Consider the following 15,530-nt stretch of genomic DNA (forward strand, 5'->3'; position numbering starts at 1 on the left):
GTCTGGAGAGGCTAGGAAGTGGGATTACATCAAAGAGGTCGAACTAAACCCGGATAACTCGGACCATGAGTGTGAGAAAGCAGCGTAAAAAATGAACTAATGGTGACATCTGTCTTGAAAAACGCCGGAAATTGTTCTTGTTGATGTGCAAAGTATCGTTGATAGAGGGGCTTCTGAATTCTTCCAATATCGGGCAAATTATTCAGTGGTCGAAGAGTTCAAGAATAGAAATGGATTCCAGTTGAATTTTGCAACGTTTTGGTCGGAGACACACAGTCTTCAAATGGAAAAAGGAGTAAGGTATTTATTATTTATATCTGGCAAGGATCGTAGCGTAAGCATCTGTGATGGCTCTCGCCGCTATGTTAGTGATCAAAAACTCTTAGGTTGGCTAAGAGATCGAGCCAATGGCATATAACAAGTCAAACAACTACGCGCGCAAAACCGCTCGCTGGAAATCCCAACTTCCGCTTTGCTCCAGCTGGTCATCCGGTTATTGAAACGTTATGTGTAGGACGAGCTTGGCCAGATTTATCCTCCTAGTTCTTGCTGTATTCATAGCTGGATGTCCGACTAGGTGCATTGGAACAATTTAAAGAAAATGTGAAAAGTAAGATGCGGAGGAAACGCATAGCCATATTAGCCAGCATCGCGCCTACGGCGATGGAAGCGCTATTCGAAACTTTCCGGGTTCTTACCAGCTCCCAAATAGGGTACAATCAACAGCATTGAGACAACGTGGTACCAACGGAAGGTCCGTCGTCAGCATTACTGCCTTCCGTTCGCTCTCCTGGGCACATATCACCTGTCATTGAACATTAACTATTGCGGTCCGCATACATCAGCACCAACCGCAAAAATGGGGTTTGTGGTGAAGGACGATGCTCCTTTAGCTAAAGAAACATAAGGAAGTAATTATGAAAAAGTTTAACCTTATTGGATTTTTGATGCTTGTTTCAGCTTCTGCTGGTGCGAGTGATTCATTGGATATATGCCTGGTGACAGGGCTGCCATCATCAGACATACAATATGAAAATATTCGCAAAATCAAAATAGGAAAGAACTCTTACGGCAGCGTTACTGATATTTTACCAGCCTTTGCCGATAAAGCTGACTCTTTAGGGGCTAACGCAGTAGTTAACTATGTTGGTTCTCAGCGTTTCGGGTTTTGGCCCTGGCGTTTTGTTCGCCCGGTAGTAAGAGGTCAAGCTGTCAGGCTGAATATGAATGATGGCCAAACTTGTAAAGACATAGGTGGCGCAACGGTCAAAAGAGTTATTGAAACAAATAAGGAGCCGCACCTTATTTGAGCATAACATTAAGCATTAAGTGAGTATTATGAAGCATGTAAGTAGGTTTTCGCTATTAGTTATTTCAGCCCTGATCCAGGGTTGCAGTACAACTCAATTGCACGAAAGCTTTTTCGGGCTGGAAGAAAAACCCTATATTGAACCCAGTGAGAGCAATGTTGCAACACTTACAGTTGAAGCCCCGCATCTTAAGGAGAAGATGTGGACTGAGGACAAAATATCGGTTTCTTTTTACAGCTCCTGCACCGATGAAACCGCCTTTCGTAGCGAGGGTTATATAGGCAGCATCTATCTATCTTCGAACGAAAGTATAGGAAAAACAAAAACAATTAGGTTGGCAACGGATAATCCGATTTACGTTGAAGTTGGCTACGCTTACCAATCCGCACAATGCACTAATAAGTTTAGACTTTATCCTATGGCAGGTTCTAAGTACAAAATATTCTGGGAATATAACTGGGGTACTTGCTCTGCGTCAGGTAACAAAGTTGGAGAAGATGGTATCCTCGAAAAATCTCCTGAAATTGAGCAAAGGAGCAATAAAGGTGGTTTCTTTGCAGGGGGCAGTGGTAGGACGACATCGGAATGGAGAAGCTGCAATACTGGTTAACAATCAAAGTCAGAGCGATGCCAAAAAAATGGTGGTAGGTTTGGAAATACTGGAGACAGCGGACACTCAAAAATAGCGCTGACGGGACCTTCGCAAGCTGCGCTTGTTCCGGGCTGTACAGGTGACGTTATACATATAGGAGGGTTACGTGAAGCTAACAGGAGAATGTTTCTGCGGTGAAGTAAAGTACAGGATCGACGGGGCTCTAAAGGATGCTCGATCTTGCCATTGTTCTCGCTGCAGAAAAGCATTCAGTTCCCAAGCATCGGCATATGCGCTGGTTAACCCTGAAGAATTCGAATGGTTATCAGGTTTTGATCTACTGACAACATATGCCAGTCAGCATGGATTTGGTTTACAGTTCTGCAGTAAATGTGGCTCAACTCTATGTGGTATATACGCCGGGAAAATTCACGGTATCACATTGGGTTGTTTGAATGAAAACCCGGAACTGGAAATTGGTAAACATATATTCGTTGGGTCAAAAGCAAGCTGGGAAGTGATTCCAGAGAATATCAATAGCTATGAAATGCATGCGCCAGAAAATACATAACAATGTCAGTCAGCATCGTATCACCCGTCAATTCGGTTGCGATAGCGATTCCGGTTATTATCCGCTTAAAATTAATGGTGTAAACCAGTCTATTTCTGACATAGGTCATATTTTCAAGGAGGAAATTGAATGAATGAGAGTATATATGATGCGCCAAATTCGGAGTTGGAAGACAGTTCCGTTATTGCAGAAGGTGAATTCTATGGCGTATCGCCACTGAAGCTATCCGTATTATTCATATCTACGATTGGTATGTATTCCATATATTGGTTTTACCGGAATTGGTATCTATATAGAGCCAAGAATGACGAAGATATATGGCCAATTGCCAGAGGGTTTTTTAACATATTTTTTGCATACTCGCTGTTCACGGCTGTTGATGGCCGACTACATGACAAAAAAACAGGTCGTTCTTGGTCTCCGGGGCTAATGGCCACAATCTATGTGGTTCTGTCAATATTAGGCAGTGTCTGCGATAGATTGTCCTATAATGCAGTTGGTTCTCCTTATACCGACCTGGTGAGTTTAGTGGTACTCCCTATACTGCTAGCGATTTTTCTGAAGGTGCAGTCTGCTATAAACACCGTATTAGGGGACCCACATGGAATAGCTAATTCAAAATTCACGCTCGCTAACTATGTTTGGATATTAATTGGTTGCCTATTCTGGTTTTTTATAGTGATCGCTTTGCTAGCCGCATTGGGTATTATCCAGGCATAAAACATGATCATTCGTTCGATCTGAATATGGGTATGGGTTCAGGCGGCATTGAAGGGCAGATAACTATGAACTTAATCGAAAAATCACTGGAAATAGCACTACGTGCCTATAAAGGCCAAAAAGATAAAGCCGGTGAAACCTATATTCTTCACCCTCTTAGGATAATGGCAAAAATGACCTCCGCAGAAGAGATGTCGGTGGCCCTTTTGCACGATGTGATTGAGGATTCTGACATCACCGCTGATGAGTTGTTGAACGATGGTATTCCGGATGTGGTCGTAGAGGCCGTTGAAGCATTAACCAAGATGCAGGGCGAGACCTATGACCAGTTTGTTGACCGAGTCAAGACTAACCCTCTGGCAGCCAAGGTGAAGGTTGCTGATATTGAGGATAATATTAATATCCTCCGCCTTCACTCGGTTGATACCAAGGACCTGGAGCGAGTTAAGAAATATCATAAAGCATGGCATGCGTTAAAAAACACGTCAGCTGCCGATGCCGATCCCTAAGGTAACTTCAAACATGGAAATGATGGGGAGGCGAAACGGCATGATGAGGATTGAGAAGTGACTTTGGAAGGTATACATCACGTCGCGATTATCTGCTCTGATTATCAGCGATCCAAGGCTTTCTATACTGAAACCCTAGGCCTTAAAATCGTAGCAGAAAACTATAGGGAGAAGAGGCATTCCTACAAACTTGATCTGGAGCTCCCGAATGGGAATCAGATTGAGCTGTTTTCGTTTCCAGAGCCACCATTACGGGTTTCCGGCCCGGAGGCAAGAGGTCTAAGGCATCTGGCCTTTGTCGTAGAATCAGTCGAGGCGTATGCCGATTACCTGGAGTCTTGCGGTGTTGAAGTCGAGGCCATTCGAAAAGATGAATACACAGGAAAGTACTACACATTTTTTCAGGATCCAGATGGGCTGCCTTTGGAGTTGTACGAAAAATGACACCAGGGATTAATGCCGCTAAAAAGGCAAAAGTTGCTCATAAAGTGCACGAATACGCTCACGATCCGTCGAGTGCCGCCTATGGTTTGGAGGCCGCCGAAAAATTGGGAGTGTCGGAGAGCAGGGTTTTCAAGACGCTTGTGGTTAAACTCGACAACAAGGAGTTGGTGGTAGGGGTGGTACCCGTTTCTTCCATGTTGAGTATGAAGCTTATTGCAAAAGCGGCAGGTGGAAAGAAGGCGATCATGGCTGATAAGACCGACGTCGAACGTTCTACCGGTTATGTGCTGGGCGGGGTAAGCCCGCTGGGTCAGAAGAAGCGACTTAAAACGATCATCGATTCTTCGGCGGAAAGCCATCCGACGGTTTATGTCAGTGCCGGTCGTAGAGGACTGGAAATCGAGTTGGACCCGAATGATTTGGCAATGTTGGTAAACGGGGTGTTTTCTGATATCTGCCAATAGAAACATTGCTGACCCCACTGGCAATTCGCATCCAAAAGGAGAGTAAAGTGCCGGGAAGTTATCCAGAAAAGATAAAAACACTGCCTTTATACGATGGTCGCTTTGATGCCTACAAGCTTGAGGCGAAAGGCAGTGACGTTCTATTTGCCTCTTACCCGGCGGGTACCTCAATACCTCTGCATACCCATGACACCGACAACCATGGTGTCATTACCAAGGGCGAGCTGATTCTCACCATGAATGGTGAAACACTGAGAATCGGGGTGGGCGAATGGTATCATGTTCCGGCCAATGTGGAGCACTCAGCGATGTTTGAAGTTGAAACGGATGAAATTGAATTCTGGTTCAATAAAGATTGAGCAGTGACGGATAGCCATCTTCGGCAGCGCTATTTCTCTGCATCCGGGTTCGTACCATCAGCAAAATAGGGTAAACTCCACCATTTGGTACAACCCCCAAATATTCCGGAAAATAGAGTCTATGTCGTATCCTCCTTGTCCAAAGTGTAAATCAGAGTACGTTTATCAGGATCAAACGAATCTGGTCTGTCCTGAATGTGCCTATGAGTGGAATCCGTCGGAGGATGAGCAGGATGACGCTTTCGAGGTTCGAGATGCTAACGGAACTCTTCTCGCTGAAGGCGATAAGGTTACCTTAATTAAAGACCTTAAGGTAAAAGGCAGTTCTCAAGTTCTCAAAATCGGTACTAAAACTACGATCAGAAGGATTGTGGAAGGCAAGGATCACGAGCTCGACTGCAAATTGCCTGGCGTCGGTGAAATGATGGTTACCGCAAAATTTGTCAAAAAAGTCTAAAACCATCGCCGCCGGCGCAGGACTGTGCTGGCGGCGTCATAAAGCCTGTCTGCTGACCGTCGATTGTTTGCACGAAAGGAGAAAAATGTGCCATATGTGAATATCCAGATTACCCAGGGAGCAACCAGAGAACAAAAGGCGGAGTTGGTCAAAGATGTTACCGATTCGTTGGTTCGGGTATTGAATAAAAAGCCCGAGCACACTCATGTGGTTATTCAGGAAATTGCCGAGCAAGATTGGGGATTTTCGGGTTTACTCACTGACGATTGGAAAAAGACCCAAGGTTAAATACGCTATTTGTCATGCCTGAACCCAAAAGACCCGTTAATTCACATAAAGCCTATCACGCACATATCTATTTCGATGAAGCGTCGAAGCATGTGGCGAAGAATGTCTGTAATGCATCCGGCGATCTATTTGGCCTAAAAGTCGGTCGGTTTCATGAAAAACGGGTAGGCCCACACCCTTGCTGGAGCTGCCAGATAACCTTTGGCGAGAAGGACTTTGAAAGCTACATATTATGGCTTGATCAAAACAGGCAGGGGTTAACGGTGTTTGTGCATGCGCTGACGGGTGATGATCTCAAGGATCACACGGAGTACGCGTACTGGTTAGGGCAACCAGTGGCGTTGAACCTGAGTTTCTTTCAGCAACCCTGACTTCAAATGGTAAATACTATTGCGTTAATTCCTTGGCACATGCACGGCCCTGAATCTCGCCCGGTATCCGCTGGGCGAAAACCCTGTTCTTCGCTTAAACAAGCGCGTAAATGAACTAATATCTTCATAACCCACCTCGTGGGTGATCTTCTCAATGGTCTGGTTGGATTGAACCAGCAGACGGCTGGCTGAATCCAATCGCACGTCCTGCAGATAATTCAGCGGGGTGATGCCGGTCGCCTGCTTGAAACGCCGGACCAGTGAGCGGTTGGAAAGGCCAAACTGCTCGCACAGATCATCGATACGGACATTGGTATTGTAGTGATCTTCCATCCATTGCTGGATGTCTCTCACGATGTGGTCCCCGTGGTATTTTTTACTGCTGAGGGGTGAATAAGAAAACTGGGTGGAGCGTTCAAGGTCCACAAGAAAGTACTTGGCGCTGTCCATCGCGGTTTGATGGTCGCAAAACAGCTCCACAAGATACAGACCCAGGTCGAACCAGGCGGTGCCGCCAGCGTCACAGAGAATGTTTCCATCGTGAATTAAAAGTTGATCTGGTCGCAGGTCGATTTGCGGATAGCGTTCTCTAAACAAATTGACGTCATCCCAAAAGGTAGTGGCCTGTTTGTTCTCCAGTAAGCCGGCTTCTGCCAGAAAAAAGGAGCCGTTGCTGTTGCTTCCGATCAGGCAGTCGGTGTCAGCAGCCTTTTGCAGGCATTCGATCAGCCATGGGTTCTTTTGTAGCGTCTTTTCGATACCCCCGGTGATGGTTGGCACCAGGTATACATCACTGGCCTCAATATCCGAGATGGCGCAATGCGGGTTCAGTGTCAGGTTGTTCATGATTTTGATCGGTTGACCATCGCAACTGGCGATGCGGATATTGAAGAGCGCCCCCTCTCTCCGGCTATTGAGGCGCGCATAATGGTTGCCGGCGAAGTAGAGCAAATCATTAATCCCCATAACGGCGGCCGACAGAGCATAGTCAAATACCAGGATGGTCACAGTCACCATGTCGGATTGACCTCTAATTGGAAATGGGTTGGCAAGAATCACCAATATTATGTCGATTTCTACAATTACTCAAGTTTGGCTGACCTGCCAGAATCTGGTTATTCGTGATATAAATCGGCACAACAATAACCAACGCGTGGAAGATCATGGAATATCGTCTGCCTCTGGCCCAGCTGCAATACAACGTTACCCAGCACCCAAACAAAACCTGGTTACACCAACCTGTCGACCGCGAATGGACGACCTATACCTGGGGCGATGTAGATAACCAGGCTCGACGTATCGCCAGCGCCTTGCTCGCCAATGGCTTAAGCCAGGGCGACAAGGTGGCAATTATCGCTAAGAACTCTGCCGAGTGGTTTATTTCGGACGCAGCGATCATGATGGCCGGTTTGATCAGCGTTCCGATTTATTCGACCGCCGGGGCGGATACCATTAAACACGTGTTGAACCACAGCGGCGCGAAAGCCATTTTTGTAGGCAAACTCGACGATACAGCGGCGCTGGAGGAGGCCATGGCTGCAGATCTGCTGAGTATCGCCTATCCTTATCCAACTCTCTCATGCAAGGTTCAATGGACAGACTGGCTTCAGGAGTATGAACCGATTCAGGAGCTGCATGAGCCTGAAGCGGACGATATGTTCTCGCTGATATACACCTCCGGCAGTACCGGCCTGCCCAAAGGTGTGGTCTTGAGCCAGTGCAATGTGGCTGCCTCCGCAAAAAGCGCAGCAGATCTGCCTGGCGCGGCGGAGGATGAGCGGGTAATGTCTTATTTACCGCTGGCCCATATTACCGAGCGCTGTGTGGTGGAGCTGCCGTCCTATTATCGTCCGGCTGATATTTACTTTACGGAGTCGCTGTCGACTTTTATTGATGACGTGCGCTACGCCCGTCCCACCAACTTTATTTCCGTGCCCCGTTTGTGGACCAAGTTTCAATCCCAGATTCTGGCTCAGATTTCCAACCAAAAGCTTCAACTCCTGTTGAAGATTCCGTTTATCGGCAAGCGCGTGGCGCACAAGATTCGTGCCGGTCTGGGGCTCGATAAAGCTGTCCGATTTGGTTCCGGCAGTGCGCCGATTTCTCCGGACGTGTTGCGCTGGTTCCACACTATTGGTGTGAATATTGGAGAGGGTTGGGGCATGACCGAAACCTCGGGTCTGTCCTGTTGCAATTTGCCGTTTCAAATGGAGTACCTCGGCACCATTGGTTCACCATTATCTTGCGTAGAGATGACGTTGTCGGAGGAGGGCGAAGTCCTGATTCGCGGCGACGCCATTTTCAAGGAATACTACAACAACCCGGAAGCCACGGCCGATGCTTTTATCAAGGATTGGTTTAAAACCGGTGATCGCGCGGAGCTGCGTGAGGACGGCTCCTGGAAGATCATCGGCCGTGTTAAGGAGCAATTTAAAACCGGTAAGGGCAAATATGTGGCTCCGGTACCTATCGAAAGCAGTCTGGGGCGCAATACGGACATTGAACAGGTATGTGTGATGGGCATTGGTCGTAAACAGCCCATTGCTTTAGTGGTACTAGGCGAGGGCGTTTCCAATGACCGCTCTAAAGTTAGTCAGCAGCTGGAGAGGACCCTGGAGGCTGTCAATGGCGATTTGGAATCCCATCAGGTGCTGGATCACATCATCGTGACGGAAGAACCCTGGAGTATTGAAAACGGACTGCTGACCCCAACCCTCAAGCTCAAGCGAGACCAACTGGAGCAGCGCTACGGCCATTTCCTGACCGCACCGCTGAAAGGTAAAGTTATCTGGGAGAGCTAGCACGGCCCGGGATATAGGGTGCAAGCTGGTCAGAAGGGACTGTCATCGTCGAATCCCCCTCAAATTGTGACGTGGTTTACAACCCGGTTTTCATAGCTGCGATAGCATGACAACCAACCTCAACGAAGGGATTCAATGATGATTCGACAGCATTTAACTGCACTGGCGTTTTGCGCTTTTGCCGCTCCACTCCACGCAGCCCCAGGTCACCCCCTCTCGGTCACGTCATTTGTGGACACAAGCCGTCCCAATGTGGAGCCTGCCTACAGCTATGGCTTCGTTGCTCCTGTCGCCGCCGATATTCTAAGCCAGGCTCCCAATACCTACTCCCCCAGTTATAGCGAGCGTTATTTTATGTCGCTGTTTGGTCCCCGCTACAAGTCGGTATCAAGCAGCAACATCGGTTTCTTTGATTTTCACAAAGGCATGGACGTGACCGCTGCGGTCACTTCCGGCGGGGTCGACTACGACGAAAACACGCCACCCATGATTGTGAGTCGCTGTGACGGCGAGATTACCGAGATTGAAGATGGCCCGGACGCACAAATGGAGTCCACCGGCGAAGGTCGTTATGTGGAGGTCCGCTGTGACCAGCAATTCAGTGGCAATCAGGGTTGGGGGCATATCTATATGGCCTACCGCCACCTGGACACCATCGCCCAGGGGCTGCAAATCGGCGCGCGTATAGATCAGGGCGATGATGTTGGGGTGATGGGAGAATCCGGTCACACCAGTACAGTGCACCTGCATTACAGCGTAATGCGACACGATGGGCAGAGGACCATTAACGTCAATCCGATGCGCACCTTCGATCCCGCCGCTTATGTTCACCTGCACGCGCCACTGGCGGACGCCGAGATCGCCCAGCTCAATCACGATCTGGATTCCGCCCTGTTTCGAGTGACTCTGCCTTACCAGAGCACAGCGATTATGGCCGTAAAAGTACGTCTGCTGAATTCGAACTATGAGCGCAGTTATGACTTTGAGTCCATCAGCGAAAACGCCGGGGACTTTCGCGACAACAACGACTATGTGGATGGGCTGGAACTCTTCGCCTATGCCTACAATCGCGGCCAGAGCGCTTATCGCCGCTATCTCGACAAGATGGACGATATGCCGCAACCCTATCCGGCCAGCCCGGAAAACACAGCCCAGGAGTTTCGCCCCCTTATCAATAATGACATGAACACTACGCCGGCTTATGTGCTCGACGTACGGGTCAGGGATCTGCCGCTGGACTTTGACGTCAATGATCTGGAAATCGAAATCATCGACATTTACGGTCACGGCGTCCGCGCAACGGGTGACAGCGCCGCTCAATACCCGTCCATAGTTTTTGCGCGTATTGAAGACAGCGACGATGATGCTGAGGAGTCCGATTCCGGCAACGTCGATCTGTCCAGTTCTGATCTCGAACTGGTGGAAGACGGCAGTAAAGGAGCCCAGGTGGTGGGTTTGCGATTCCCGGATCTGGGGCTGCCCCAGGGCGTCAGCATCGAACATGCCCATGTGCAGTTCAGTGCAGACGAAACGGACGATGAATTCACCGACCTGACGGTGCAGGCAGAAGATGTGGACTCCTCTGTACCATTCAGCGAAGTGGACTTCGATCTCAGCCAACGCAGCCTGACCATGACCAGTGTCAATTGGAATCCGCTGGAATGGTCGCAGGTTAACGAAACCCGCCTGGAGCAGGCGACGCCAAATCTGGCGCCGGTACTGCAACAAGTGGTTAATCGCCCGGGTTGGAATGAGCAGAGCGCGCTGAGTTTGATGGTTACCGGTAGCGGCAAACGCGTCGCCGATTCTGCAAACGGTTCGGCGCACAAAGATCCATATCTTTACGTGGAATACAGCAATGGTGCAGTGGCCAATTTGGCTCCCCAGGTGCAGCTGCTTACACCGGCAGACAATGATGTGGTTCAAGGGTTTGGAGCGGTCAGCCTGACGGCATCCGCTGCTGATGCCGATGGCGGTGTCAGTGTTGTGCGTTTTTACGTGGATAACGTTGAAGTGGGCATGGACATGCAGGCCCCCTATGAGCTTGACTGGTTTCCGCCAGGATATGGTCAATTCACTATCCATGCAGAAGCTGAGGATGATCTGGGTGAGCTGGCGAGCTCTGATGCCGCCTCACTTTCCATTGTCGGCCAGCAGGTGGTGATACCGATCAGCTCCGGTAACGACGACGTGGAAGAGCGCGAGAGCGGCAGCATCGCCAGAAACGGTTCGGATCTGGAGCTGGGTTATGACAGTTATGTGTCATCCACCTATGGTTTGTCCGGGCATCAGACGGTTGGTCTGCGCTTTACCGATGTGCCTGTACCAGCGGGTGCAATTATCAGTCGTGCTTACATCCAGTTTACCAGTAAGAGTACCAGCGATGACGACGTTAACCTGAGCATCGAAGGCGAATACTCGGGTGATGCCAGCGCGTTTTCTTACAGCAGTTTCGATGTCAGTGGCCGCACCGCGACTCAGGCGACCGTTCACTGGTCTCCTGATGCCTGGACGGCCGTGGACCAGGCTGGCGAGGCGCAGCAGACACCGGATTTGTCCGCTATTGTGCAAGAGATTGTGGACCACAATAATTGGATGCAGGGTTCAGCTCTGATGCTCAGAATTTCCGCCGAGGATGACGCGCTGACGCAACGCAATGCCCGCTCGTATAACGGTAACAGCAACCAGGCGCCGCAACTGGTGATTGAATACAGCCTTTAGGCGGCATTCAGTCACCTTCGTAAATCATATAGACGTCCGCCCGCTGGTAGTGGGATTCCACCTCGGGTTTTGCATGCACAAAACCCAGGGATTCATAGAGGCGAATGGCGGGCGTCAAGCGGGTGTTGGTTTCCAAAAAGAGTTGCGGTGAATCGCTGCGTTTAAATTGTTCAATGGCTCGCTGGGCGAGTTTACGGCCGAGGCCGAGCCCCTGGTGTTTTTCGGTGATGGACATCTTGGATAATTCGAAGCGGCCATCCTCTTGCCGAATTAATGATGATGTTCCAATGATTTCATCGTCAAGCCGCGCAAAAAAGATGTGGCCGCCGGGCTCAAGAATATATTCCTCAGGATTGGAAAGCACCTGATTGTCGAACGCCTCCACGTAAAAGTATTTTTCCAGCCATTCCACATTCAAGCGTTTAAAATCATCCCGATAGCGGGGTTCAAAGTCGATAATCTCCACGGCTTTCTCCCGGCGGGCGTTTTCCCGCGTCTTCACTCTGTCAAACAAACTCATTTCATCCAGCTGTTGATCCAAGCCGTTCAGAGCCGCCATAAATTCATGCTGGGTTACGGCGATGGCATCGCGCAACGCGGCCTCGATATCGTCCATCAGGTCTTTGTTGTGTTCCAACAACTGTGTGCCAGCAGGAGTGATCTGCAACAGACGACGGCGTTCGTCGGAGGGGTCTTTGGCCTGATCAATCACCCCTGCCTTTAACATGGTTTTACTGAGCTGGCTCACAGCCGAGTGGGTTTGACCCAGCTGCCTGGCCAGTTCCGTAATGCCCATGGAACCATTGGCTCTGAGCAGCAGCAGTGAGGCAAAACAGCGGCTGGATAATTCGATGCCACGGCTCTTGTAGAGAGCATCTACATCGGCAAACATCCGGTCGCTGAGGCTCTTTAAGCGGCTGCCAAGGGCCAATTCATTGAAATCATTCAGGTTTTTCATGGCTGCTCAAATAATAAAACAAATTACGTAAGTACTAACGTAAATCCTAGGCCAGGTTCACCCAAGATGCAAGCGTGGAATAGTGTCTGGGTTACACTTAATCCAAGTGATCCGGGAGAGAAGCGGTGCTGATACAGGACATCATTTGCAAAAAACGTGACGGCGGAGAGCTGTCTGCCGCGGAAATCGAATACTTCGTGGAGGGATTAACCAACAGTACCATTAGTGAGGGCCAGGTTGCGGCTTTTGCCATGGCGACCTTGTTTCGGGATATGTCTGCGATGGAGTCAGTGGCCCTGACCCGGGCCATGCGCGACTCCGGTGATGTTCTGCAATGGCAGTCCCTTGACCTGTCGGGGCCGGTTCTCGACAAACATTCATCGGGCGGCGTCGGGGATAAAGTCAGCCTGATGCTGGCCCCGATGCTGGCTGCATGTGGGGCCTATGTGCCCATGATCTCCGGTCGGGGCCTGGGGCATACCGGGGGTACCCTCGACAAGCTCGACAGTATTCCCGGTTACAACACCACCCCGGACAGCAAGACTTTTCAACGGGTGGTGCAACAGGTGGGCTGCGCTATCGTCGGGCAAACGGACGGTCTGGCACCGGCGGACCGCCGCTTTTACGCGATTCGTGATGTCACGGGAACCGTAGAATCGCTACCCTTGATCACCGCCTCGATCCTCTCCAAAAAGCTGGCCGCCGGCTTGGACGCTCTGGTGATGGACATCAAAACCGGCAATGGTGCCTTTGCTCGCACGCTGCAGATGGCAGAAGATCTGGCGGCCCGACTAGTGGCGGTGGGAAAGGGTTTGGATTTACCGGTAACGGCACTGATTACGGATATGTCGCAAATATTGGGTCGAACGGCCGGCAATGCCCTCGAAGTGCGGGAGTGCATTGACTATTTATCCGGTGAGCAGCGCGAGGCGCGACTGCATCAGGTAGTGATGGAGCTGGGCGTTGAGTTACTGATCTCTTCCGGGCTGGTGGACAAGCGCGAACAGGCCTTTGTTCGGCTGGCTGAGGCCCTTGAATCCGGTGCCGCCGCAGAAGCTTTCACTAACATGGTGGTGGCATTGGGAGGGCCTGCAGATCTGCTCGAATCCCCGGATCGATATCTGCCGCAGGCGCCGGTGCAGGTTCCGGTCTATGCTCAACAGGAAGGCGTGGTAAACGCCATGGATGTTCGCCGTTTGGGTAACGGGATTGTGGAATTGGGCGGTGGTCGCCACAGGACGGAAGATACCATTGACCACCGCGTGGGTTTAACTCAGGTGGTTGCAATCGGAGAGCGCGTTGATAGAGACAGACCACTGGCCTGGATTCATGCGGCGAACCAGAACGACGCCGAGCAGATGCAAGCGTGTTTGAGGGCGTTTATTTCAGTGGGTGATCCACCGGCAGAGCAACCTCAAACCCTACTGCGACGGATAACCTAAGCGGAACTGACAGAGAACAAAAATATTCACCACGGTTAAGGACAAGATCCAAACCATGCGTTGTATTGTTGGCCCGGTCCGACTTTTAATACTTTTCTGGGCGATAATGTTGGCGGCTTGCGCCGGTGATCCCAGAACATCCAATAGCGCCTACCAGCCCCAGGGGCAGGTTATTTCCGTTGCCACTTTTAATGTCAGTCTTGATGGGCCGAGCTTTGGAGGCGAAAACTCCAGCGACGCCTTGAAAGCGCAGCTCGCTAGCGGCGGCAATCTGCGTATTCGCAATATCGCTCGCATTATTCAGTTAGTACGGCCGGATGTTTTGTTGCTTAACGAATTCGACCATATTTCCGATCTTGAGGCGGGATTGGGTGCGTTTAGCAAAAACTACCTGAAGGTTTCGCAACAAGGAACCCAACCTATTGACTACCGCTACCTGTATACGGAGCAGGTGAATTCGGGCCTGGTCACTGATCTGGATCTCGACAAGAATGGCGTTGCGGGTCAATTGCCGGGTGATGCCCAGGGTTTTGGACATTATCCCGGCCAATACGGTATGGCTATTTTGTCCCGATTCCCGATTGAGCTCGATAAGGTTCGAACATTTCAGCGCTTTCTATGGCGTGATATGCCTGAGGCATTGCGGCCGGGTGCTGGATATGGATCAGACGATAACGAAGGGTGGTATACCGATGCAGAGTGGAGCCGGCTGCGGCTGTCTTCAAAATCCCATTGGGATGTTCCGATCAAAGTGAATAACCATCGGATTCATATTCTTGCCAGTCATCCGACGCCACCGGTGTTTGATGGTGCCGAGGATCGAAACGGTAAGCGCAATCACGACGAAATACGTTTTTGGAGAGACTACCTGCAACCGGAAACTTCCCGCTATATCTACGACGATACGGGTAAACGAGGCGGCTTGCCAGCGGGCTCGTCCTTCGTCATCGCCGGGGATCTGAATGCCTCCATCGTGGATGGGGAGGCTCGTATCGAAGGCATTGCCGGCTTGCTGGGACATAGCCTGGTGAATAACTTCTTCAAACCTGTCAGTCGCGGCGGGGCGGAAAACAAACCCTGGCTGCCCCACGCCAACACTCACACCGCAACTTGGGGCATCCGGTCTGATTATGTGTTGCCTTCCCACCATGGGCTGCAAGTGCTTTCCAGCGGCGTATTCTGGCCGGCGATGAATGAGCCGGACCACGACCTGGTGACCTCCCGTCATGCCTCCTCGGATCATCGCCTGGTATGGATTCGATTGTTGTTAAAACAACCCTGACGACAGCCGCAGAGTCTCTCTATTTTCAAACTCCAAAAATCCGGTCTTGACAGTAGTGCCAGAATCCCGTTAATGTACCTTAAACGTTTAACTTAAGGCGTTTGAGCCTGAACCATAGGATTCACCGAGTCAGATATGCGCAAAGATTTGGCGCGTAATTGCCGATTCTCGGCAAAATTACATCGGCTTCCTATAGTTATGAGATACACAGAATTTCCTTAAAGGTTAAATCCAAAATTTA

General features: G+C 50.2%; 16 protein-coding genes. 14 read left to right on the forward strand and 2 right to left on the reverse strand.

Features of this window, described 5'->3' with window-relative positions:
• Window positions 1-917 precede the first annotated feature (917 nt).
• The 10 genes from HBA55_RS31335 (at window position 918) to HBA55_RS31380 (ending at window position 6,085) form a co-directional block, all read left to right on the forward strand.
• The gene (locus tag HBA55_RS31335; RefSeq protein ID WP_166999692.1) at window positions 918-1,310 is read left to right on the forward strand and encodes a hypothetical protein; all 393 of its coding nucleotides are present in this window, start codon (window positions 918-920) and stop codon (window positions 1,308-1,310) included.
• Between the two features lie 28 nt (window positions 1,311-1,338).
• Window positions 1,339-1,920 carry a hypothetical protein gene (locus HBA55_RS31340; RefSeq protein WP_166999693.1) on the forward strand — a complete coding sequence of 194 codons (582 nt, stop codon included), beginning with the start codon at window positions 1,339-1,341 and terminating at the stop codon, window positions 1,918-1,920.
• 148 nt (window positions 1,921-2,068) lie between these two features.
• Window positions 2,069-2,473 (forward strand): GFA family protein, encoded by a 405-nt coding sequence (locus tag HBA55_RS31345; RefSeq protein WP_166999694.1) that lies wholly within the window; start codon window positions 2,069-2,071, stop codon window positions 2,471-2,473.
• Window positions 2,474-3,129: 656 nt separating this feature from the next.
• Window positions 3,130-3,702 carry an HD domain-containing protein gene (locus HBA55_RS31350; RefSeq protein WP_240946396.1) on the forward strand — a complete coding sequence of 191 codons (573 nt, stop codon included), beginning with the start codon at window positions 3,130-3,132 and terminating at the stop codon, window positions 3,700-3,702.
• A 57-nt stretch (window positions 3,703-3,759) separates the two neighbouring features.
• Window positions 3,760-4,146, forward strand: coding sequence for an SMU1112c/YaeR family gloxylase I-like metalloprotein (gene gloA2 / locus HBA55_RS31355; protein ID WP_166999695.1), 387 nt, complete (start codon window positions 3,760-3,762; stop codon window positions 4,144-4,146).
• Complete coding sequence (ybaK, locus tag HBA55_RS31360) at window positions 4,143-4,610, forward strand: Cys-tRNA(Pro) deacylase (RefSeq protein WP_166999696.1); 468 nt, start codon at window positions 4,143-4,145, stop codon at window positions 4,608-4,610. The genes gloA2 and ybaK overlap by 4 nt, the downstream gene beginning before the upstream one ends.
• 47 nt (window positions 4,611-4,657) lie before the next feature.
• Window positions 4,658-4,969, forward strand: a complete 312-nt coding sequence (locus HBA55_RS31365; protein WP_166999697.1) for a cupin domain-containing protein — start codon at window positions 4,658-4,660, stop codon at window positions 4,967-4,969.
• 121 nt (window positions 4,970-5,090) lie between these two features.
• Entirely contained in the window at window positions 5,091-5,426 is a 336-nt protein-coding gene (locus tag HBA55_RS31370) for a zinc ribbon domain-containing protein YjdM (protein WP_166999698.1), read from the forward strand.
• A gap of 63 nt (window positions 5,427-5,489) precedes the next feature.
• Window positions 5,490-5,714 carry a tautomerase family protein gene (locus tag HBA55_RS31375; protein ID WP_166999699.1) on the forward strand — a complete coding sequence of 75 codons (225 nt, stop codon included), beginning with the start codon at window positions 5,490-5,492 and terminating at the stop codon, window positions 5,712-5,714.
• Window positions 5,715-5,728: 14 nt separating this feature from the next.
• Entirely contained in the window at window positions 5,729-6,085 is a 357-nt protein-coding gene (locus HBA55_RS31380; RefSeq protein ID WP_166999700.1) for a DOPA 4,5-dioxygenase family protein, read from the forward strand.
• Between the two features lie 24 nt (window positions 6,086-6,109).
• Here the strand turns inward: HBA55_RS31380 and HBA55_RS37925 are convergent, their stop codons facing one another.
• Entirely contained in the window at window positions 6,110-7,102 is a 993-nt protein-coding gene (locus HBA55_RS37925) for a GlxA family transcriptional regulator (protein ID WP_166999701.1), read from the reverse strand.
• A gap of 146 nt (window positions 7,103-7,248) precedes the next feature.
• Here HBA55_RS37925 and HBA55_RS31390 point away from each other — a divergent pair, with 146 nt between their 5' ends.
• Together HBA55_RS31390 and HBA55_RS31395 are read left to right on the forward strand one after the other, a co-directional pair.
• Entirely contained in the window at window positions 7,249-8,886 is a 1,638-nt protein-coding gene (locus HBA55_RS31390) for an AMP-binding protein (protein WP_166999702.1), read from the forward strand.
• 231 nt (window positions 8,887-9,117) lie between these two features.
• A complete protein-coding gene (locus tag HBA55_RS31395) occupies window positions 9,118-11,607 on the forward strand; it encodes an Ig-like domain-containing protein (protein ID WP_166999703.1) in 2,490 nt (829 codons plus the stop codon).
• Window positions 11,608-11,614: 7 nt separating this feature from the next.
• Here HBA55_RS31395 and HBA55_RS31400 read toward each other — a convergent pair whose 3' ends face one another.
• Window positions 11,615-12,565 (reverse strand): bifunctional helix-turn-helix transcriptional regulator/GNAT family N-acetyltransferase, encoded by a 951-nt coding sequence (locus HBA55_RS31400; protein WP_166999704.1) that lies wholly within the window; start codon window positions 12,563-12,565, stop codon window positions 11,615-11,617.
• Window positions 12,566-12,690: 125 nt separating this feature from the next.
• Between HBA55_RS31400 and deoA the strand changes: the two genes are divergently transcribed.
• Together deoA and HBA55_RS31410 are read left to right on the forward strand one after the other, a co-directional pair.
• Entirely contained in the window at window positions 12,691-14,007 is a 1,317-nt protein-coding gene (gene deoA / locus HBA55_RS31405; protein WP_166999705.1) for a thymidine phosphorylase, read from the forward strand.
• Between the two features lie 106 nt (window positions 14,008-14,113).
• Window positions 14,114-15,289, forward strand: a complete 1,176-nt coding sequence (locus HBA55_RS31410; RefSeq protein ID WP_166999706.1) for an endonuclease/exonuclease/phosphatase family protein — start codon at window positions 14,114-14,116, stop codon at window positions 15,287-15,289.
• The last annotated feature ends 241 nt before the right edge of the window (window positions 15,290-15,530 follow it).

This window comes from Pseudomaricurvus alkylphenolicus (genome assembly GCF_011683955.1).
Classification (GTDB): Bacteria; Pseudomonadota; Gammaproteobacteria; order Pseudomonadales; family Cellvibrionaceae; genus Pseudomaricurvus; species Pseudomaricurvus alkylphenolicus.